The 21,300-nt window shown below is 59.7% G+C and carries 14 protein-coding genes; 4 read left to right on the top strand and 10 right to left on the bottom strand.

Translation table 11 applies throughout. From position 1 onward, the window contains the following. Nucleotides 1-3 precede the first annotated feature (3 nt). The 7 genes from mazG to FFI16_RS05410 all read right to left on the bottom strand — a co-directional run bounded on the left by mazG (nucleotide 4) and on the right by FFI16_RS05410 (nucleotide 13,107). On the bottom strand, nucleotides 4-837 hold the full coding sequence (mazG, locus tag FFI16_RS05440) for a nucleoside triphosphate pyrophosphohydrolase (protein ID WP_138815367.1): 834 nt from the start codon (nucleotides 835-837) through the stop codon (nucleotides 4-6). Continuing rightward, the gene (gene relA / locus FFI16_RS05435) at nucleotides 837-3,080 is read right to left on the bottom strand and encodes a GTP diphosphokinase (RefSeq protein ID WP_017134872.1); all 2,244 of its coding nucleotides are present in this window, start codon (nucleotides 3,078-3,080) and stop codon (nucleotides 837-839) included. The genes mazG and relA overlap by 1 nt, the downstream gene beginning before the upstream one ends. A gap of 152 nt (nucleotides 3,081-3,232) precedes the next feature. Continuing rightward, the gene (gene rlmD / locus FFI16_RS05430; RefSeq protein ID WP_138814446.1) at nucleotides 3,233-4,585 is read right to left on the bottom strand and encodes a 23S rRNA (uracil(1939)-C(5))-methyltransferase RlmD; all 1,353 of its coding nucleotides are present in this window, start codon (nucleotides 4,583-4,585) and stop codon (nucleotides 3,233-3,235) included. Beyond that, the gene (cysM, locus tag FFI16_RS05425; RefSeq protein ID WP_138814445.1) at nucleotides 4,585-5,487 is read right to left on the bottom strand and encodes a cysteine synthase CysM; all 903 of its coding nucleotides are present in this window, start codon (nucleotides 5,485-5,487) and stop codon (nucleotides 4,585-4,587) included. Before cysM ends, rlmD begins: the two co-directional genes overlap by 1 nt. Before the next feature lie 115 nt (nucleotides 5,488-5,602). Further along, nucleotides 5,603-11,443 (bottom strand): protein phosphatase 1 regulatory subunit 42, encoded by a 5,841-nt coding sequence (locus FFI16_RS05420; protein ID WP_256666232.1) that lies wholly within the window; start codon nucleotides 11,441-11,443, stop codon nucleotides 5,603-5,605. A gap of 164 nt (nucleotides 11,444-11,607) precedes the next feature. Next, on the bottom strand, nucleotides 11,608-12,207 hold the full coding sequence (locus FFI16_RS05415) for a tRNA-uridine aminocarboxypropyltransferase (RefSeq protein ID WP_138814443.1): 600 nt from the start codon (nucleotides 12,205-12,207) through the stop codon (nucleotides 11,608-11,610). Nucleotides 12,208-12,213: 6 nt separating this feature from the next. Continuing rightward, the gene (locus FFI16_RS05410) at nucleotides 12,214-13,107 is read right to left on the bottom strand and encodes a LysR family transcriptional regulator (RefSeq protein WP_017134867.1); all 894 of its coding nucleotides are present in this window, start codon (nucleotides 13,105-13,107) and stop codon (nucleotides 12,214-12,216) included. Between the two features lie 229 nt (nucleotides 13,108-13,336). Here FFI16_RS05410 and speB point away from each other — a divergent pair, with 229 nt between their 5' ends. The 4 genes from speB to FFI16_RS05390 are packed head-to-tail and all read left to right on the top strand — an operon-like array spanning nucleotide 13,337 to nucleotide 17,657. Further along, nucleotides 13,337-14,287, top strand: coding sequence for an agmatinase (speB, locus tag FFI16_RS05405; RefSeq protein WP_056861477.1), 951 nt, complete (start codon nucleotides 13,337-13,339; stop codon nucleotides 14,285-14,287). After that, entirely contained in the window at nucleotides 14,287-14,706 is a 420-nt protein-coding gene (locus FFI16_RS05400; RefSeq protein WP_138814442.1) for a nuclear transport factor 2 family protein, read from the top strand. The genes speB and FFI16_RS05400 overlap by 1 nt, the downstream gene beginning before the upstream one ends. 21 nt (nucleotides 14,707-14,727) lie before the next feature. Further along, nucleotides 14,728-16,239, top strand: coding sequence for a cytosine permease (locus FFI16_RS05395; RefSeq protein WP_138814441.1), 1,512 nt, complete (start codon nucleotides 14,728-14,730; stop codon nucleotides 16,237-16,239). A gap of 35 nt (nucleotides 16,240-16,274) precedes the next feature. After that, nucleotides 16,275-17,657 carry a sodium:solute symporter gene (locus FFI16_RS05390; RefSeq protein WP_138814440.1) on the top strand — a complete coding sequence of 461 codons (1,383 nt, stop codon included), beginning with the start codon at nucleotides 16,275-16,277 and terminating at the stop codon, nucleotides 17,655-17,657. A gap of 70 nt (nucleotides 17,658-17,727) precedes the next feature. Here FFI16_RS05390 and FFI16_RS05385 read toward each other — a convergent pair whose 3' ends face one another. The 3 genes from FFI16_RS05385 to FFI16_RS05380 form a co-directional block, all read right to left on the bottom strand. Further along, the gene (locus tag FFI16_RS05385) at nucleotides 17,728-19,815 is read right to left on the bottom strand and encodes an FAD-dependent oxidoreductase (RefSeq protein WP_138814439.1); all 2,088 of its coding nucleotides are present in this window, start codon (nucleotides 19,813-19,815) and stop codon (nucleotides 17,728-17,730) included. Between the two features lie 317 nt (nucleotides 19,816-20,132). Beyond that, nucleotides 20,133-20,255, bottom strand: a complete 123-nt coding sequence (locus tag FFI16_RS30630) for a PA1414 family protein (RefSeq protein ID WP_017134862.1) — start codon at nucleotides 20,253-20,255, stop codon at nucleotides 20,133-20,135. A 142-nt stretch (nucleotides 20,256-20,397) separates the two neighbouring features. After that, a complete protein-coding gene (locus FFI16_RS05380) occupies nucleotides 20,398-21,291 on the bottom strand; it encodes a LysR family transcriptional regulator (RefSeq protein ID WP_138814438.1) in 894 nt (297 codons plus the stop codon). Nucleotides 21,292-21,300 lie beyond the last annotated feature (9 nt).

Genomic DNA, 21,300 nt, shown 5'->3' with positions numbered 1-21,300 from the left:
TGCTCAACCGCAGCTGGACACATTCTTTTCCTGGCGTTTGGCTTCGCCCCACAGGGCGTCCAACTCTTCGAGGGTGCAATCTTCTATGGGTTTGTGCGTATCGCGCAATGCCTGTTCGATAAATCGGAAACGTCGTTCGAACTTGGCACTGGCGCCACGCAGCGCGGTTTCCGGGTCGACCTTGAGGTGGCGTGCCAGGTTGACCGCCGCAAACAGCAGGTCACCGACCTCATCGGCGATGGCCACCGAGTCGTTATCGGCCATGGCTTCGAGCACTTCATCGAGCTCTTCACGTACGTTATCCACCACCGGCAAGGCAGACGGCCAGTCGAAACCAACCTGGCTGGCGCGCTTTTGCAATTTGGCGGCGCGGGATAACGCGGGCAAGGCCGTGGGTACGTCATCGAGCAGGGACAGTTGCTCCGGGGCGTCGGATTTTTCTGCGCGCTCCTCGGCCTTGATCTGCTCCCAGCGCTCCTTGACCTGTTCTTCGCTCAACTGGGGAATATCCAGCGGTGCATACAGGTCGCCAGTGGGGAACACGTGGGGATGGCGACGAATCAGCTTGCGTGTGATGCTGTCGATCACGCCGGCAAACTCGAAGCGCCCTTCTTCCCGCGCCAGCTGGCTGTAATACACCACCTGGAACAACAGGTCGCCCAACTCGCCTTGCAGATGATCGAAGTCGCCGCGCTCGATGGCGTCGGCGACTTCGTAGGCTTCCTCGAGGGTGTGCGGCACGATGCTCGCGTAGGTTTGCTTGATGTCCCACGGGCACCCGTACTGTGGGTCGCGCAGGCGGTTCATCAGGTGCAGCAGGTCTTCAAGTGAATACATCATGGTGTGCGATTACGCCGGGTCTCGATGATGTTCGGCAACTGGGATATGCGCCCCAGCAACCGCCCCAGCGCGTCCAACCCCGGGATCTCGATGGTCAGGGACATCAACGCGGTGTTGTCCTCTTTGTTCGAGCGGGTGTTGACCGCCAGCACGTTGATGCGCTCGTTGAGCAGCACTTGCGACACGTCACGCAGCAAACCGGAACGGTCGTAGGCACGGATGATGATGTCCACCGGATAGGTGAGCACCGGCACCGGACCCCAGCTGACCTGGATGATGCGCTCGGGTTCGCGCCCGCCCAGTTGCAGCACCGAGGCGCAATCCTGGCGGTGAATGCTCACGCCACGCCCCTGGGTGATGTAGCCGACGATGGCATCGCCTGGCAATGGCTGGCAGCAACCGGCCATTTGCGTCATCAGGTTGCCCACGCCCTGGATCTGGATATCGCCGCGCTTGCCAGGCTTGTAGCCGGTGGCTTTGCGTGGGATCAGTTCCAACTGCTCGCTGCCGCGCTCCGGCTCGACCAGTTGCTGGGCCAGATTAACCAATTGCGCCAGGCGCAAGTCGCCGGCACCGAGGGCGGCGAACATGTCTTCGGCGATCTTCATGTTGGCTTTTTCGGCCAGCTTGTCGAAGTCCACCTGTGGCAGGCCCAGGCGCGCCAATTCGCGCTCAAGCAAGGTCTTGCCGGCGGCGACGTTCTGGTCGCGCGCCTGCAACTTGAACCAATGAACGATCTTCGCCCGTGCCCGCGACGTGGTGATGTAGCCCAGGTTCGGGTTCAGCCAGTCGCGGCTCGGCGTGCCGTGCTTGCTGGTGATGATCTCGACCTGTTCACCGGTTTGCAGGCTGTAGTTGAGCGGCACGATGCGCCCGTTGATCTTGGCGCCCCGGCAGTTGTGGCCGATTTCGGTGTGCACGCGGTAGGCGAAGTCCAGCGGCGTGGCGCCCTTGGGCAAGTCAATGGCGTGGCCGTCGGGGGTGAAGATATAGACCCGGTCGGGCTCGATATCCACCCGCAGCTGTTCGGCCAGGCCGCCGATATCACCCAGTTCTTCGTGCCATTCCAGCACCTGTCGCAGCCACGAGATTTTCTCCTCGTACTGGTTGGACCCGGCCTTGACGTCGGTGCCCTTGTAACGCCAGTGCGCGCAAACCCCAAGCTCGGCCTCTTCGTGCATGGCGTGGGTGCGTATCTGCACTTCCAGCACCTTGCCCTCGGGGCCGATCACCGCAGTATGCAGCGAGCGATAGCCGTTTTCCTTGGGGTTGGCGATGTAGTCGTCGAATTCCTTGGGAATGTGCCGCCACAAGGTGTGCACGATGCCCAGCGCGGTGTAGCAGTCGCGCATTTCCGGCACCAGCACGCGCACGGCGCGCACGTCGTAGATCTGGCTGAAGGCCAGGCCCTTGCGCTGCATTTTGCGCCAGATGGAATAGATGTGCTTGGCGCGGCCGCTGATGTCGGCGTCAACGCCGGTGGCCTGCAACTCGGAGCGCAACTGGCCCATCACGTCGGTGATAAAGCGCTCGCGGTCGAGCCGCCGCTCGTGCAGCAGCGTGGCAATCTGTTTGTATTGGTCGGGCTCGAGGTAGCGGAAGGACAAATCCTCCAGCTCCCACTTGATATGGCCGATGCCCAGGCGGTGCGCCAGCGGCGCGTAGATGTCGAACACCTCGCGGGCCACGCGGTTGCGCTTTTCGTCGTCGGCGGTCTTGACCGCACGGATCGCGCAGGTACGTTCGGCCAGCTTGATCAGCGCGACGCGCACGTCGTCGACCATGGCCACCAGCATTTTGCGCAGGTTTTCGACCTGGCCCTGGGTGCCCAGCACCATGGACTGGCGCGGGCTGAGGCTGGCGCTGATGGCGGCCATGCGCAGCACGCCGTCGATCAGCTTGGCCACCACGGCGCCGAAACGCTGGCTGACCGTCGGCAATGGGATATGCCCTTCACGCACGCCGCGATAAAGCACGGCGGCGATCAGCGAATCCTGGTCCAGCTTGAGATCGGCGAGGATCTCGGCGATTTCCAACCCGGTGCGAAAGCTTGAAGTGCCTTCGGCCCACAGGTTCTTGGCCGCATTGTCTTGCTGTTCAGACTCACGAGCGAACTCGCAGGCTGCTTTCAAGGCTTCACGGTCCAGTGCCGGGTCGACACTGACGGCATGATCCAGCCATGCCTCGAGATTGATACTGCCGTCGGTGTTGATCGGCTGGTGTGCTCTCACCTGTACCATCTTGCTTACCTTCCCTACGACGCACCTTGGATGCGCCAAAAATCATCGCTGACCTGCTGCGTAACCCTAGCGGTGCAACCATTAGGCTAGGTACCACTCCCTGACAGGTCACGGCCCAGGAGACGACAGGCCAGTCGGATTAAACGGGCATCCTAGCCCGCTTCAAATAACGCCATGGCCTCGACATGCGCTGTCTGCGGAAACATGTCGAGGATCCCGGCACGTTTTAGCCGGTAGCCTTGCTTGACCAACTCAACCGTGTCCCGCGCCAGCGTGGCCGGGTTGCAGGACACATACACCAGACGCTTGGCCCCCAGGGTGGCGAGCTTGCGCACAACCTCCAGGGCACCGTCACGGGGTGGGTCCAAGAGTACCGCAGAAAAGCCCTGTTTGGCCCATTCTGCGTCGGTCAAAGGCTGGGACAGATCGGCCTGAAAAAACTGCACATTATGCAAATTGTTGCTGACGGCGTTCTGCGCCGCCCGCTCGACCATGGTCTGCACGCCCTCGACCGCCACCACTTCGCGCACCTGCCTGGCCAGTGGCAGGGCAAAGTTGCCCAGCCCGCAAAACAGATCCAGCACCCGTTCTTCGGGCTCTGGCGCCAACCACTCCAGGGCCTGGGCGACCATCGCATCGTTGACGCCGGCGTTGACCTGGACAAAATCTCCCGGACGGTAAGCCAGTTCCAGATCCCACGCCGCCAGTCTAAAACCAAGCGCCTGCCCCGCCTCTACCGGCTCCGGCTGGCCCTCGCCCTGCAGCCACAATTGGGCGTCGTGGAAGGTGCAAAATTCATTCAACACCTGCATGTCCGCTTCGGACAACGGGGCCATATGCCTCAGCAGCACGGCAATTGAAGAACCACTGAACAATTCCACATGCCCCAACGCCTGAGGCTTGCTCAGGCGGCGCAGCATGTTCGGCAAGCGCTGCATGATCGGTTGCAAGGCCTGTACCAGCACCGGGCAATCATCGATAGCGACGATATCCTGGCTGGCCACGGCGCGAAAACCCACCTCAAGCTGTTTGGCCCTGGCATCCCAGCGCACCGCCACACGGGCGCGGCGACGGTAGCCGAACTCCGGCCCGCTCAACGGTGCCGCCCACTCTTGCGGTTCGACACCGGCCACGCGGGACAGTTGCTCGGCGAGCATGCGCTGTTTCAGGGCAAGTTGTTCGTCATGGGGCAGGTGCTGCACGCTGCAACCGCCGCAGCGGCCGAAGTGCGCGCACGGCGCCGGGCGACGCAGCTCGCTGGCCTTGAACACACGTTCGGTACGCGCCTCGACGATTTTGCCGTGGGCGCCCAGCACCCGTGCTTCGACTTCTTCACCGGCCAGCGCGCCATTGACGAACCAGGTGCGGCCTTCAAAAAACACAATGCCGCGGCCATCGTTGGCCAGGCGCTCGATGGTCAGGCGTTGTTTCTTGCCCACCGGAATCTGCGGGGCCCGGCTGCCGCCCGTCGGTTGGAAGCGCAGGCCTCTCTCGTGCTTGGCCATCAGTTGGGTTCGTCGAAAATGCCGGTCGACAGGTAACGGTCGCCTCGGTCACAGATGATCGCGACGATCACCGCGTTTTCAACTTCTTTGGACAAACGCAACATACCGGCCACGGCGCCACCGGAGGACACGCCACAGAAGATGCCTTCTTCACGCGCCAGGCGGCGGGTGGTGTCTTCGGCTTCACGCTGGGCCATGTCGATGATGCGGTCCACGCGCGTCGCGTTGTAGATCTTGGGCAGGTACTCTTCAGGCCAACGACGGATACCCGGAATGGCCGCGCCTTCCATCGGTTGCAGGCCGACAATCTGGATCGCCGGGTTCTGCTCCTTGAGGTAGCGCGAGTTGCCCATGATGGTGCCAGTGGTGCCCATGGAGCTGACGAAATGGGTGATGGAGCCGTTGGTCTGGCGCCAGATTTCCGGGCCGGTGCTGGTGTAGTGCGCTTCGGGGTTATCGCCGTTGGCGAACTGGTCGAGCACCACGCCACGGCCTTCGGCGGCCATACGCTCGGCGAGGTCACGCGCGCCTTCCATGCCTTCTTCCTGGGTGACCAGGATGAGTTGGGCGCCATAAGCGGTCATCGCCGCCTTGCGTTCGGCACTGCCGTTGTCGGGCATGATCAACACCATCTTGTAGCCCTTGATCGCTGCGGCCATGGCCAGGGCGATACCGGTGTTACCCGAGGTGGCTTCGATCAGGGTGTCGCCCGGTTTGATCTGCCCGCGCAGCTCGGCGCGGGTGATCATCGACAACGCCGGGCGGTCCTTGACGGAACCGGCCGGGTTGTTGCCTTCGAGCTTGAGCAACAGGGTATTGCTGGTTTCACCCGCCATGCGTTGCAAGCGGACCAGGGGCGTGTTGCCGACGCAATCGGCGATTGTAGGGTACTGCAAGGTCATGGCGTATTCGCAATCCAGACTGCGGGGGCGAACATCATACCGGGAAAGGCCGGCGGGCCATATCACGCAAAGTGTGGTGGTTATGGCTAAAAGGCATAAGCAGCTATTCCAGCCTTTATTGGGCTTCCAACTCTTCCAGGGTTAACACCTGGATAAGCTGATTTTTAGTAATCTGCCTTGCGGCTTGCAAAGTGTCGACGTAGTGCAAGTACTGCCCTTGAGTCATCACCCCATTATTTGCATTGCGCGTTGCCAGCTCCAGAGGCCGATCATATTGATTTAACGCAGCCGCCAATCTGTTTGCGTATTTGCGTTCTAGGAACTCTATCCAGTAACTCTGATTCTGCAACCACGCCGGCCAATTTATCTTACGTTCTTTACTCAGGATAATCTGAGTCAGTTCTCTGATCGTTTCAGGACGGAGCTCCGCGATCGGCACATTGAAACGCTCCGGTAGCACCTCCAGCAGCTCAAGGGGCACCTGCAAGGCGATGCGACAACTCAAGATTCGCGTGCAGGCCTGCCGGAAACTCTGGTCCGGATAGTGGAAGTCAACCTGCTGATCCAGCAAGTTCAACCGATGCCATGCGCGGTAGAAACCCGCTAAACGTGGCCCGGCACTTTGCAAATCCTCTGCGAGAATACGAGGCGGCAACATGAGCAGTTCAAGTCGATGCAAGCCCAACAGCCAGCCGTCTATACCACCGTCCATGTAGCCATAGGCTACTCGGTCGGCAATGCGCTCTACACCATCAGGAGATAACGCCGCATCAATCAACTCCCAAACGCGCCGCGTCAGGCTTTCTCTGAGCACCCGATGCTGAGCGTCGACAAACCTGGGATAAGCCGCAATGCTCCCCAGCAACTCAAAAAAAGAATCCGCCAACGGTTGCGCTTGCAGTGCCGCCCAGTCTTGTTCACGCGCTTGTACATCGCCAGGGGGTAGCAGCGCCAACCATCGATTGGCACTTTGATCAATCCCTGCTGCCGGCTCCCATAGCCCAAAATCAATATCCCGTTGCCCTGGGCGCTCTCCTCTAAGGCGCAGTATTTGCCGCGCCTGAGAGGAGAGTGGATTACCGCGCAGATTCATCCCGCGATGAACGTCGGGATAGATGAACACATCCGTCTGGACCAAGTCCTGGATCTTATTGTCGCGCAGGTCAAACCAACGCAATGAGGCAAGGGATACAGCCCCAAGCGGCAACCGATCCAGTTGGCAATTGCGCAGGTTAAGTTCGCGCAAATGCCTGAATGCATAGAAACTCAACTGGCGCCCCTGCCCCAGTGGATTCCCTGATAAATCAAGACTCCTCAAATCGCGCAACTGCGCCAATTGATACTCGTCCTGCAAATTCAAAACGAGCCGGTTGTTCGACAAGTTAAGCACTTTCAAGTGGGGCAACCCTTCCAGATCAGGCACATGTATGAACTGGTTGCCGTTGAAGTAAATCTGGCGAAGAGCCGGAAAACCTCTAAGGAAGTGCTCCGGCAATGCGCTCAGGCGGTTATTTCTCAGACTCAGTATCGTCACATCCCCAAAAAACGCGCGTATTGTCGGCAACGTGTTCAGATCCAGGTCATCCAGGTTAAGCTCCTCAGCGACGCCCCGGGTGAAACCTTCCTTAGCCCAGCTGCGCTGAATCCGCGCCGCCGCCAATCCCCGTGCGTGCACGGCAGGATGCTGCGGGTCGGTGCCCGACGAATCCCTGAGCCACCGCGACAACTCATCGTCCAACGCCTTCCGTTCGTGGAACAGTTTGTCAACCTCTTTTTTGCGATCGAGGAAAGAGTCACCAGCCTCCAGGAGAATGTCCCAAGCCTCTGTATCTGTCTTGGACGGAAACAAAACCCGCATACGTGACACCAGATTGCGATCCTCCACCTTCCATTCGTCCTCGCCGCTCAATGGATAACCCACTCTCCCGTCAGCCACGCGTCGCGGTGGGTTTTGCCACGTGGGCCATCCTATGCCAAGCAAGGTGTCCGCCGCCCTCAGTTCGGGGTCCAGGCGACGACCAATTTCCAGGATCAACTCATTGACGCCACCCTCATGGATATAGCCAATTGCCTGGCGCTCAAGGGACGGTAGCGCGTCCAACAAAACGGGCAAGAAAGGGCCAAGGCTTCCAACCGATTGTCGGCTGCCGTCCGATTGAGGAATGTACGCCCGGTAACCACCGGCCACTGGCTCCAGTACACGTTTGAGCAGCCCATCCGAAGTACCGATGCTGTCGATCAGCGATCCTCGCTCCCACACCTCAACCCGCAGGTGGGACGACCACCCCGATATATCCGGCAATGTGTGCAGGATTAACTTCGCGCTGTCTTCATTCATCGCCGCAGGCAGATATACGCCCTCCACAGCCCTGGCTCTGCGCAGCTGTTTGAGATACCAGCGGACATAAGGCGTAAGCGTCAAAGGTACACGGGCAGACTCCAGGCTGCTGCGTTCGGCAGGTGTAGCCTGGCTCACCAGGTCCTCGGCGATGGCTGCGGTCAAGCTGGGAAAATCACGCTGCAGCACTCGAGCCAAAGGGTCGGACGATGGCTCGCTCTTATGACACAGGGCCTTGAAAAACAGCCGCTCCATTTGTGGCTTGTCGATGCTCAACTTTGTCTCGAGCACCGTGATTTGATCGGTACGAGACGCCCCCGTCGTCCCGACCAATGCGTCGGCAGCCTCAGGCCCGACCTCACCGAGCAGTTCATCGTAAAAGTCCCGCCCGACTTCCACGCCGGATTTGACCCGCTGATGAATTGTGAAACGCTCAACGGTCTCCCGCAGGATCGCAGGGGGGCGCTCGTTACGTACATGCACCCGGCGCAGGATAGCCGGCGTCACCCCGCTGATCTGCTGGATCTGCACAATGGCATCCGGCGTTAATTCACGCACCCAAGGCCCGAGGCGCTGAAACGGTTTCTGCCCGTCCCAGGTCAGCGGGTTTTCCCATTCGTGGCGCCAGGCGCCGGCACCATTGTGGGTCAACACGGGTGCATAGGCCTGCTCCAGGGACGGGTGTTGAATACGCCAGGGCTCAAGCCCTTGCTCCTGGACGACCTTGTAATACTCTCCCTCGATAAACAGGTAGCGATCGGTACCCTGGCTGTAGAGGCCGAGCGCGTCAGGCTCGGGCACAATATTTGACGTCTCGACAACGCTGGCGTATCGCCCGATCTCACGGCGTGACGGATAAAACCTGTCATCGGGCGTACGGTTGTCGAGCAGGGTTCTGGCGACCGTGTGACGGAACTGAGAGGCAGCGTCCTGCGCATCCCACCCCAACCGTAGCAGGTCGTCTTCAGAGATCTGACTCACGACCGTTTGGTATAAATCTTGGGGTTCGGTCGACCTTGTTGTGAGGCTTTGCGTGTCAAACAGTGAGAACTGTCCGCGCCCGTGGTCGGTCACGACAATGGTTTTGTCCAGCGGTCCTCGCGAAACATAGGGTACTGCTTGCGCTTCAGGGCTGATGATCAGTACCTGGCCGGTCAGGTCGCGCAGTGCGCAGGCGGCAAACTCCGTGGCCCAATTCTGAGTTTTCTGACTGAAGCGCCGAGGATGGAATACGCCGTCAACGATGAGATCTGCGCGCGCCACCTGACGGGCAGAACGCAGGGCGGTGTACAGCGCTTCGGGTTGCAGTTGCGATTGCAGGAGCTGTGTCTGCTGATGTTCCGACAACGGATGTCGGCGTAGTACCTCCAACAACCGTGCCCGGCTCAATCTGGGGTGCAATATGTGTAACTGCTCAATCACGGGGTGCGGCGGGGTATCGCTGGCAACGCTATCAGGCAGTAATCGAAGCACTGACGCAGGTGCGCCCGTGGCCATGGAGCGACTGGTATTGGCGTACGCCGTAAGCGCCTCAAACAGATCAATACGCAACGTAGCGGCTCTGTCAGCCAGTTGTTCGACCAACGTCGACCTGCCCGATAAAAAAACGTCGGGGAGCAAATCGAAGACAGCCTGAGGCAAATCAACGCTGATCCGGCGTGGCATTGAATAAGCGAACAAGCCGTTTTCCAACACGGTGACCGTGACCACTGCCGTGGTCTTGTGGTCCGCACGTTTGCTATAGCGCCGCACTTCCACGCCTTGCGGGTTAAGAAGGCTCAAGGATGTGTTCTTCGGCCAATCCTTATGCCGGGTGAGTAACGGTGCGAGAATATCAACGGCACCGACCGCCTCAGGACGCTTAGCGTCGGCCCCCTCGGCTGCCCAGTCGATCAGCTTGTCAACGTTAAACCGATGCACCGCCTCGACCAGCGAGGCCGAGGGTGGTGCTCCATCCCAGACGTGCTCCAGGTCGGCCCGCGAGCTCTTGCTGAGGTTGACGATCCGCGCCAACGTTTGCGTTGGTACGTCCGTGGCGCCCATCATTTTTTCCACCAGTTGGCCGTCAGTCTGCCTCTTGAGCTCATCGGCCGTCAGCGGTTTGCTTTGCTGGGCCAGCCGCTGGTACAGCGCTTGGTGTCGGCGCCTGACCGTCGAGGCCACACGTAGGTGCAAGAACCTGCTACTGAGCAAATCAGCGATATCCATCGCCGCTTGCACAAAGTGTCCAGTTTCACCCGTCAGCAGCCCCTGTAGAACTGTTTGGCCTATTGAAACGAACATGGCAAACGCTCTCAACCGCCCCAGCCCCTTCAAAGGCCCTGGCGCCGGGATCAACAACAGGCTGATGATTTCACCGAACAGCGTCTGGGAAAACTCAAGCAAGGTGGCCATGATGCCCGGCGTTTCATGCGCCAATACCTTGAGGTTGGATCGGCAACGCTCGATGTAAAAACGACAGAGGCTGACGGTAGGTCCGTCGTTAACGCTCTGGCGCCTGTAGCCGATGTTGTTGACCTGGGTAAGCTCGCTTGCACGCCCGAACAACCGGTATAAGAGCCGCGCAAATGCATTGAGCTCCTCCGGCCTGGTCTCTTTCGCTGGCCTGGCGCTCAAGCGCGCGTAGTCTGACAACGACATGGACTGATACAACCACCTCATTTCCTTTCGCGCATGAAACGCCTTGAAGCCGACGTAAAACTCTTCGGCCGCCTCCAAAAATTTGTCGTAGTGCCTGAAAGCACCACCCGGCCGGTTGGGGAAATAGCTGAAGGCACCTTTGCAGCCTTTGACGGAAAAAATCACATAGGGGATGCTCAGGTAGTCGCCTCTTGGCAGGTCCGTGTAGACGCCAAGCAGGCCATATCGAACGGTCCCATTGGTATTGTTCGGGCCATGGGGAATGAACATTTTCACTTCTTCAGTGACCTCCCAAGGCGACTCGCCTGACAACGCACTCACCACAGCCTGGTACTTTTCGCGGTCAACGCGGCTTGTTTCAGTAGTCCTCAAGGCCTCTATCAACGCGAATTCAAGCTCTGCGGTTGCCAGCGCCATTACCTGCGCGCCCAATAGCGTGGTGCTCTGCAGCGCGCTATCGAGGCGCTTGCGCAACACGTCGCCAAGGTTGAGCTCGCGCACCAAGCCGATAAAATCCCCCGCGCTGATGCCGACATTCGAATCCAGGTAGCTGGCCTCCGTAAGGCTGACATGCCCCGGAAAACTCCATCCCGACAAAGCGCTGTAGTTCATGCACGCGGCCTCCCACAGCGTGATACTGGACAGCCCCGTACTGTCTACGCGGTCATCCACGGCGCGGGGAACCCTCAGGGCGGGGTCGTTTGGCGACGATGTATCAGCCGGTTTCACGTAACGGGTATGGATACGGGCGACCTTGGGATCGACCTCTTTACCGGCGAGTTTTTTCAGTGCTGCAGTCAGCGTCGACAACGAGGTGGCTTCATGCTCGGCAACGAGTTGATCAATAGCGGCTTCGAAAATGGTTTGCGCTTGGACGTAGGCCCTTTGCAAACGGAGGTAGTCTTGTTGCTGTTGCACATCGAGGCAGCCGTAAAAGCGCTCGAGGGTCTTGCGCAAAGGCATCAGCACGCGCGTCATGGACCACTCGGCGCCAGACATCAACGGCCCTAGCGCTTGTTGTTCCTCGATATACGCAGATAACGTATCTACGGCGGGGGGTGTCACTTCAGGCTCTGTCATTTTTCACTCAGGGGGTGTGATAAATGACGAGCCTATCCAACAGCGCTTACGCTGAGCGGTAGCTATGTAGCATCTACGTGATTACGCTGGTAGACCGCCTCCCCCATCGCCGCAATCTGACCTTCGATCAAGGCGTCGAAAGGCCCGAGCAACGCGTCGAACGAAGCCGGCGCTTCGAGTACCTGCAACGCTTGCACGATGGCTTCAACCGTCGACAAAGCGCCTGGACCAGGTGCCTTGCGCAACCGATAACGCGACACGCTATCGCCCTCCAGGGTGACGCGCGGCAAAGCGGCCAACAGCGGGTTGAGGTGTAGCAACTTGCGTGCCTTGCGCCAAGTGCCGTCGGGCACCACCAGCAACAAGGGGTGATCGTCAGGCGTATAGGCGTGCAATGGCCGCGCGTCGTCCGCCGGAAACAACAGGCGCGCCTTATAACCCGGCGGGCTCAACAGCGTGGCCAGGTTGTCAAATACTTCGCCCACCACCAACTGCGCGTTGTTCAAACCCAACGCCGCCAACCGCGCGGTATTGAGCGCGTGGTTGACCTCACTGGGGTGCTGCAACAGCAAGATGCGGGTGCGGCTGTCGAGGCTGGGGATCAGCGCGCACAGGCAGTGAGTGACGGGCCTGAGGCAACGAGGGCATTGGGGTCTGGACATGGATTATCAGGCCTGGTTGAGCTGCGCTTTAAGCAGATCGCGGAAAGTCTGGATCAGCGGTTCGCGGCTACGGCCACGGCGCATGATCATCGAGAACGGCGCCTGGTAGCCGAAGGTTGCCGGCAACAAAACGCGCAAGTCACCCTTGTCGGCCCAGGCCTGGGCGTAGTGCTCGGGCAGGTAGCCGATATAGGCGCCGGACAGCACCAGGATCAACTGGGCTTCCATACTTTCCACGGTGGCCGCACTGTGTTTGAAACCATGCCGCGCCAGTTCGGCCTGGCTCCAATAACCACGGCCGACCATGCGCTGCTGGGTGATCACTTGTTCGGGGATACGCCGCTCATTGAACAACGGGTGGCGAGTGCTGCAATACAGCCAGTGCTGTTCGCGATACAGCGGCATGTAGATCAGCCCGCTCATGCGGTTGGAGAACGCGCCGATGGCCAGGTCCAGGCGATTGTCCTGCACGCCCAGTTGCAGCTCGTAAGGGCTCATCACTGACAGATGCAGGTGTACGGCCGGGTGTTCGAGGCTGTAGGCACCGATGACTTCGGCGAACGGCAACGCTTTGTCGCTGACGGTGGAGTCCAGCACGCCAAGCTTGAGCGTGCCGCGCAGTTCGCCCTTGAGGGCAGCGGCATATTGCTCAAAACCCTCCAGCTCACCTAAAAGACGCAAGGTTTCCTGATGGAACAGTTCGCCTTTACTGGTGAGGCTGAACCCGCCCCGGCCGCGATGGCACAGCACCAGGCCCAGGGCCGATTCGAGTTGGCTCATGTAGGTGCTGATGGCCGACGTCGACAGGTTGAGTTCGTGCTGGGCATTGGCGAACCCCTGGTGGCGCACGACGCTGACGAATATGCGCAGGAGTTTCAGGTCGGGCAAGGCGTTGGCCATTTGTTCTCCGCGGAACACAAAATTCCTGTGGGAGCTGGCTTGCCTGCGATGACAGCAGTGAATTCAACGCCGCCATCGCAGGCAAGCCAGCTCCCACATTTGGACCGAGTTTAACCCAAGCATTAGTTTAGAAAAATCTGAACTAAGTATTTGCCTCTGCCGATTCTTCCCGCCACGGGCTTTTCGCAGAATCGGCCCCTAATAAACAAAACAACGATGAGGCACTCCCGTGGACAAGATTTTCCACCAACCACTGGGCGGCAACGAAATGCCGCGCTTCGCCGGCATCGCCACCATGATGCGACTTCCCCACCTGCAAACAGCCAAAGGCCTAGACGCCGCTTTTGTCGGCGTGCCCCTGGACATCGGCACTTCGCTGCGCGCCGGCACCCGCTTCGGGCCGCGTGAAATTCGCGCCGAATCGGTGATGATCCGCCCTTACAACATGGCCACCGGCGCCGCACCGTTCGACTCGCTGTCGGTTGCCGACATCGGCGACGTGGCGATCAACACCTTCAACCTGCTCGACGCCGTGCGCATCATCGAAGAAGCCTACGACGAGATCCTTGAGCATGATGTGATCCCGATGACATTGGGCGGCGACCACACCATCACCCTGCCGATCCTGCGTGCCATCCACAAAAAGCACGGCAAGGTCGGGCTGGTGCACATCGATGCCCACGCTGACGTCAACGACCATATGTTCGGCGAGAAAATCGCCCACGGCACCACCTTCCGGCGCGCCGTGGAAGAAGGCCTGCTCGATTGCGACCGCGTCGTACAGATTGGCCTGCGCGCCCAGGGCTACACCGCCGAAGACTTCAACTGGAGCCGCAAACAGGGCTTCCGTGTGGTCCAGGCCGAAGAATGCTGGCACCACTCCCTCGCGCCGTTGATGGCCGAAGTGCGTGAAAAAGTCGGCGGCGGCCCGGTGTACCTGAGCTTTGATATCGACGGCATCGACCCGGCCTGGGCACCTGGCACCGGCACCCCGGAAATCGGCGGGCTGACCACCATCCAGGCGATCGAGATCATCCGTGGCTGCCAGGGCCTCGATCTGGTTGGTTGTGATCTGGTAGAAGTTTCGCCGCCTTACGACACCACCGGCAACACCTCGCTGCTCGGCGCCAACCTGCTGTACGAGATGCTCTGCGTACTGCCCGGCGTGGCGCACCGCTGATGAGCGCGCAGCAGGTGTTGAAAGCTGCCGCCGAGCTGGTGGCGGCCTTCGCCGCGAATGACCGCGAGGCTTACTTTGGCGCGTTCACCGCCGATGCCAGCTTCGTGTTCTACACCCTCTCCCGGCCGCTGCTGAGCCGCGATGCCTACCAGGCGTTGTGGGACAGTTGGCGTGCGGACGAGGGGTTTGAGGTGCTGTCCTGCACCTCAAGCAATGCCTTTGTCAGCCTGCATGGTGACATGGCGGTATTTATTCATGACGTGGCCACCGAGTTGCGCATGAACGGGGAGCAATTTTTTAGCCAGGAGCGCGAGACCATTGTCTTCAAACGGCAAGCGTCTCACCTAGAACAACAAGGCCTGTGGCTGGCCTGTCACGAACATTTGTCCGCTATGCCGGAAGGGCTGCCGCCCCCTTAGCCAATGTGATCGGAGCTGATCATGAATAATAAAAACAACCAAAACAGTATTCGCAAAATAGAAACCAACGGGGTCGAACAGATCCCGGACCACGAACGTAGCGCAAGGCCCAAGGATCTGTTTCGCCTGATCTTCGGCGGTGCCAACACCTTTGCCACCGCCGTGCTGGGCTCGTTTCCGGTGCTGTTCGGCTTGTCCTTCCAGGCCGGTGTCTGGGCGATTGTGCTGGGCGTGCTGGTAGGTGCGCTGATCCTGGCGCCGATGGGCCTGTTCGGGCCGATCAATGGCACCAACAACGCCGTGTCTTCGGGTGCGCACTTTGGTGTGCATGGGCGGATTGTCGGCTCGTTTCTGTCGCTGCTGACGGCGATTGCCTTCTTCTCACTGTCGGTGTGGAGTTCGGGTGATGCGCTGGTCGGTGGTGCGAAACGTCTGATTGGCCTGCCCGAAACCGACCTGACCCTGGGCTTGGCCTATGGCTTGTTTGCCCTGCTGGTGCTGACCGTATGCATCTACGGCTTTCGCTTCATGCTGTGGGTCAACCGCATTGCGGTGTGGGCGGCGAGCCTGCTGTTTCTGCTGGGCATCTTCGCATTCGCGCCAGCGTTCGACAGCCACTTCGCCGGCACCGTCGCCATGGGCCAGACTGGCTTCTGGGCTGCCTTCATCGGCTCGGCACTGGTGGCCATGAGCAACCCGATTTCCTTCGGCGCGTTCCTGGGTGACTGGTCGCGCTACATCCCGCGTGAAACGCCAAAAATGCGCATCATGCTGGCGGTGGTGCTGGCGCAGATCGCCACCTTGATCCCGTTTCTGTTCGGCCTCGCCACCGCGACCATCGTGGCGATCAAGGCGCCGGACTACATCGCGGCCAACAACTATGTCGGCGGTTTGCTGGCCGTATCACCCAGCTGGTTCTTCCTGCCGGTGTGCCTGATCGCGGTGATCGGCGGCATGTCCACCGGCACCACCTCGCTGTATGGAACCGGGCTGGACATGTCCAGCGTGTTCCCGCGCTTGCTGTCACGAGTCAAGGCCACGTTGCTGATTGGGGTAATGTCGATTGCCTTCATCTTTATCGGACGTTTCGCCGCCAACCTGGTGCAAAGCGTGTCGACCTTCGCCGTGCTGATCATCACCTGCACCACGCCGTGGATGGTGATGATGATCATCGGCCTGATCGTGCGCCGCGGCTTCTACTGCCCGGATGACTTGCAGGTGTTCACCCGTGGCGAGACCGGCGGGCGCTACTGGTTCAGCCACGGCTGGAACTGGCGCGGCCTGGGCGCCTGGGTCCCGAGCGCACTGGTGGGCCTGTGCTTCGTCAACCTGCCGGGGCAGTTTGTCGGGCCGCTGGGCAACCTGGCCGATGGCATCGATATCAGCCTGCCGGTGACGCTGGGGCTGGCGTCGGTGGTGTACCTGACCTTGCTTCGCGTGTTTCCGGAACCGGCCGCTGTCTATGGGCCGGCCGACCCTCGCAGCCGGCGCGCGGCTTCGCACGTTAACCCGGCGCTGCAACAAGCCGCCTGATCGCCCATAAAAAAGAAAAACGGAGAACCGCCGTCATGGCTTTGGATTTATTCGTCGTACTCATCTACGCCGCCGGCATGCTCGTGCTCGGCTATTACGGCATGCGCCGCGCCAAGACCCACGAAGACTACTTGGTGGCCGGTCGTAACCTGGGCCCATCGCTGTACATGGGCACCATGGCCGCCACGGTATTGGGCGGTGCATCCACCGTCGGCACCGTGCGCCTGGGTTATGTCCACGGCATTTCCGGCTTCTGGCTGTGCGCCGCACTGGGCGCGGGGATCATCGCGCTGAACCTGTTCCTGGCCAAGCCGCTGCTCAAGCTGAAGATTTTCACCGTCACCCAGGTGCTGGAAAAACGCTACAACCCCATGGCCCGCCAAGCGAGTGCGGTGATCATGCTGGCCTACGCGCTGATGATCGGCGTGACCTCGATCCTGGCCATTGGCACCGTGCTGCAAGTGTTGTTCGGCCTGCCATTCTGGATGTCGGTGCTGCTCGGCGGCGGCGTGGTGGTGGTGTATTCCACCATCGGCGGCATGTGGTCGCTGACCCTTACCGACATTGTGCAATTCGTGATCAAGACCGTCGGCCTGATGTTTATCCTGCTGCCGATCTGCCTGTACCGCGTCGGCGGCTGGGATCAACTGGTGGCCAAGCTGCCGGCGTCGAATTTCAGCTTCACTGAAATCGGCTGGGACACGATCATCACCTACTTCATGATCTACTTCTTCGGCATCCTGATCGGCCAGGACATCTGGCAACGCGTGTTCACCGCCCGCGACGAAAAGGTCGCCCAGTACGCAGGCACGTTCGCCGGTTTCTACTGCATCCTCTACGGCCTGGCCTGTGCCCTGATCGGCATGGCCGCGCATGTGCTGCTGCCGAACCTGGACAACGTCAACAACGCCTTCGCCGCCATCGTCAAAGCCTCGCTGCCCGACGGTATTCGCGGCCTGGTGATCGCCGCTGCACTGGCCGCAATGATGTCCACCGCCAGCGCCGGCTTGCTCGCCGCGTCCACCGTACTGACTGAAGACCTGCTGCCACGCCTGCGCGGCGGCAAGCAGTCGAGCCTGAACATCAACCGTCTGTTTACGATGCTCACCGGCATCGCCGTGCTGGGTATCGCGCTGGTGGTCAACGACGTGATCAGCGCCCTGACCCTGGCCTACAACCTGCTGGTGGGCGGCATGCTGATCCCGCTGATGGGCGCGATTTTCTGGAAACGCGCCACCACCTCCGGCGCGATTGCATCCATGACATTGGGCTTTGTGACGGCGCTGGTGTTCATGTTCAAGGACGGCTTGGACGCAAACACACCGATCTACTACAGCCTGGCGGTCGGGCTGGTGAGTTTTGTGCTGGTGAGCTTGTTGTCGCGCCGGCCAGAGGCTTCGGTGGCCAGGGCCATTTGACAGATAACAGGATTTAGAGCGGTTTCTTCAGCGGGCGCGACGTCGGATGTCGCGCCCGTTTTTTTATTCTTCAATTATCAGGCGCTTTCGCCTGAATAATTTCCTGGACCAGAGAGGAGGCCCACAACAATCCCTGTGTGGTCCCCCCGGCATACGTTGCCCCGGCCACGATTTGGTTGTAGGCGGACCAGTGGACGATTGAGAGACCGTCTGCGGTGCCGGGCCTGGCGCATTCGATGATTTGCAAATCGCCTCTCTCGATTGCCCTGCGATAAGACACTGGAAAGTGCCGAGAAACAGCGTCCAGGCATGCCGTCAACATCTGCGCCTTGTATTCCGACGTCGAATCGGGAGGAACCTGCCCGCCGGAGACAAGAATGCAGCCCTCGTCCAGACGGCAATTCATGACGCCAATTGGCAGATCGTATTGCAATTTGAGCCCGCGCATTTCGGCACCTTCATTACCCACGGCGCGAAGTTTGAAAAACCAGCCAATGATTGCGATAGCTTCCGGCTCCTCTACGCCCATGGCCGTGACGACGAAGTGTTCTCTGCTCAAATCAGCAATTTGCACCGGGCTCAGGTGAGCGGCTCGAAACTGAACCCCAGAGCGCTGCAGCAGCGTTACTAACTCAGCCAGTAGCCGGGTAAATTCCAGCTCGTAGCCCGATACTTGAATAGCCCGACCGATCCCAGGGATTCCATAATTTGTCTGAAATTGACGTTGACTGATCTCGACAGCTTCACCTCCCCGCTTGCCGCTTGGCCAGCACCTATGTTCAATAGCCTGTTGCTCGCGGATTGCGGCCTCTACATCACTGGCGTTATCCCCGTAGGCACGCACAATCCCCGGCCGCGCGAATTGCGCCAGCGAGGGGTTGTCGGCCAGGAACTTTTCGAATAGCTCGATGCCTGCGCGATTGCACTCAACGGCTAAATGCTGATTAGCGGGCGCCAGATAAGCGTTGTGCAGCGGCTTTGCCGTCGTCTCGGTTGCTGACAGATGACGCATGTTCACAGGCTTATGACTGGCGCCATCACTAGACTGATTTCCTCCGTAAACCATAACTTCATAATTGGCCAGGCGGAACATCACGGCTTGGAACAGGCCGTTGATTCCTCGGCCGATGATCGATACACGCGGCGCACCTGTATCTGCCTGCTCAGCGGGGATCGTCATCGAGTGCGCCAATCTGCGGCTGACCAAACCGCGCAGGGCCATCAAGCTCAACTGAACCGAGACCGCGTAATCCAGGTCGCATTTGCAGGCTTCGGTGGTTGCTGCCTGGGTCGTCAGCGTCGCCGGTTTGCGCCACGTGCCGACACTGCAGCCGAGTGCTTGAGTGCGCATTCGAAACGCGTCCAGTATCTTAGGCCCGTAGTCCAATACCAGCTGCATATCTTCAGCCGTTGCCAGGCTCTGCAAAGCATCGTCGCTGAAGACGTCCGGCTTGGCGACGCAGACGAGGCGAGCGTTTTTATGTAAACCCTGGATGAGAGACCGATCAATGCGATGAGCGGATTCATCGTTCAGGGACAGACAAATGGCCACGGCATAAGCGTCATGTAATGCCCCGCGCCAGTCTGCGACAAATGACACCCTGGAATTGCACAGGGTGTTGCCACTGTTATCCGGCGCTCGCCCCTGTCTGTTGATAACCTTGATCCGAACATCCGGATCTCGATCAAGTAACAACCGGACAAGTTCTTTTCCCACATTGCCATATCCCATCACGCAAACATCGCGGGGCATGGAACCATCGGCCAGTGTCAACCAATAGGCGATATAGGCTGCGACATGCGGCGCATTGACCCCAGGCGTATTGACCACCCGTATATCGTTCAACGCGCACAGTTCCAGTGCCACCTTATCCAGACTTGTCCCCCTGCGGACCAAATGGAGGGTTCCAAATGGGTGGGATATGCGCCATTGGTCGATGACGTCCGCATCGATAATCTGGTCCCCGATAATGAGGGTTGAAGGCCGCAAAAGCCCTATCTGCATGAGTAGCGCTTGCTTGGTGAGGGTAGGCGGGAAAAATACGACGTTGGCGGGTGCATCAGCCTTCCAGCCTCTGGACACCGGGGCGATGTGCAAAACATTTCCGGTTGTGGCGATCAATGACGCGGCGACTGGGGGAACGCAAGAGAGCTTCATTGCTTGTCTCCAGAAACGCTGACTTACTTTTAATCCGAGGAAAGCTACGTGCTTGGTTGCAACCTAAGCTCATATTTGGATTGAAATAAGCCAGCCGATTCTGAAGAACAGGTAGTCCGGTTCCGACGCTTAGAGTTATGAGAGCTGTTGTCGCGAAAGAAACGTCGCATGTCGCGCCCGTTTTTTTACCTTGCACAAAACAACTGTGGGAGCGGGCTTGCCCGCGATAGCAATGTGTCAGTCAACTTTTTATCGACTGATACACCACTATCGCGGGCAAGCCCGCTCCCACATTCTAAACCTGTTGCTACCTGAGCTTAGCGGCGACGCGGACGACGCTGTTCGTCATCTGTGCGAATCGGAATCGGCTGCAGCGGTGGTTCGATCAGGCCCAGCGCAACGCCGAGGTCGTGGAGCCAGTTTTGAATTTTCTCTTTCATGGTTGCCCCCTTTGAGGGTAATGCGGCTAGGCGGGAGTTCTGTCGCCTTTTCCTACAGTGATAGTAGCTCTAAGTCCTAGGTAATGCTTGAACGAAACCACAACGAACTATTACAGGATTGATCCGAATCCTGCCGGATCGTTCAAGCAATCGCGCGCGTGTCTTGCAGGAAATCGGCCTTGCCCTCTTGTTGCAGATCGATCCATGCATTGAGGTTAGCGCCGAGCATGCCCTTGCGCCACATCAACCAGGTGGTGGCAGTGGCAAAAGGCCCGGTCAACGGATGAACGGACACGCTGTCCTTGCCAGGCAGGCTGTCGAGCATCGATTCGGACATCAACGCCACACCGGAACCGGCGATCACGCAGGCGAGCATGCCTTGGTAAGACTCAATCTCGATGGCGCGCCCCATGGCCACGCGCTCGTGGGAAAACCAGGTTTCCAGGCGCGCGCGGTAGGCACAGCTGCGTCGGAAGGTGAATACCGAGCGGCCGGCGACATCCTGGGGGCCACGCACGGGCGGGTGATCGGCCTCGCAAATAATCACCAGGCGCTCTTCGCACAGAGGCACACCGTCCAGCGACGCAATGGTGATAGGGCCATCCACCAAGGCTGCATCCAGACGGCCAGTAATCAAACCCTCTAACAATTCGCCGCTGGGCGCCGATTGCACCTGGAGGTTCACCATCGGATAGGCCTTGTGATAGCGCGCCAACAGTTTGGGCAAATGCACGGCGGCCGTGCTGTACATGCTGCCCAGCACAAAATCGCCCGCCGGTTGCCCACCCTGCACCGCACCGTGAGCTTCATCATGCAGCGCCAGCAGACGGGTGCTGTAGTCCAGCAGCACTTTGCCCGCAGGAGAAAGCTGTAAACGCTGGCGCTCGCGTACGAACAGCTCGACGCCAAGTTGCTCCTCCATCTGCTTGAGCCGTGTCGACAGGTTCGAGGGCACTCGATGCAGGCGCTCAGCCGCGCGGGTGATGGAGCCTTCTTCCGCCACGGCCTGGAAAATCCGCAATTGACTGAACTCCATACCTTTCTC

This window comes from Pseudomonas sp. KBS0710 (assembly GCF_005938045.2).
Taxonomy (GTDB): Bacteria; Pseudomonadota; Gammaproteobacteria; order Pseudomonadales; family Pseudomonadaceae; genus Aquipseudomonas.
Note: the sequence above shows the minus strand (reverse complement) of the source record. Positions and strands in the feature narration are given on the sequence as shown.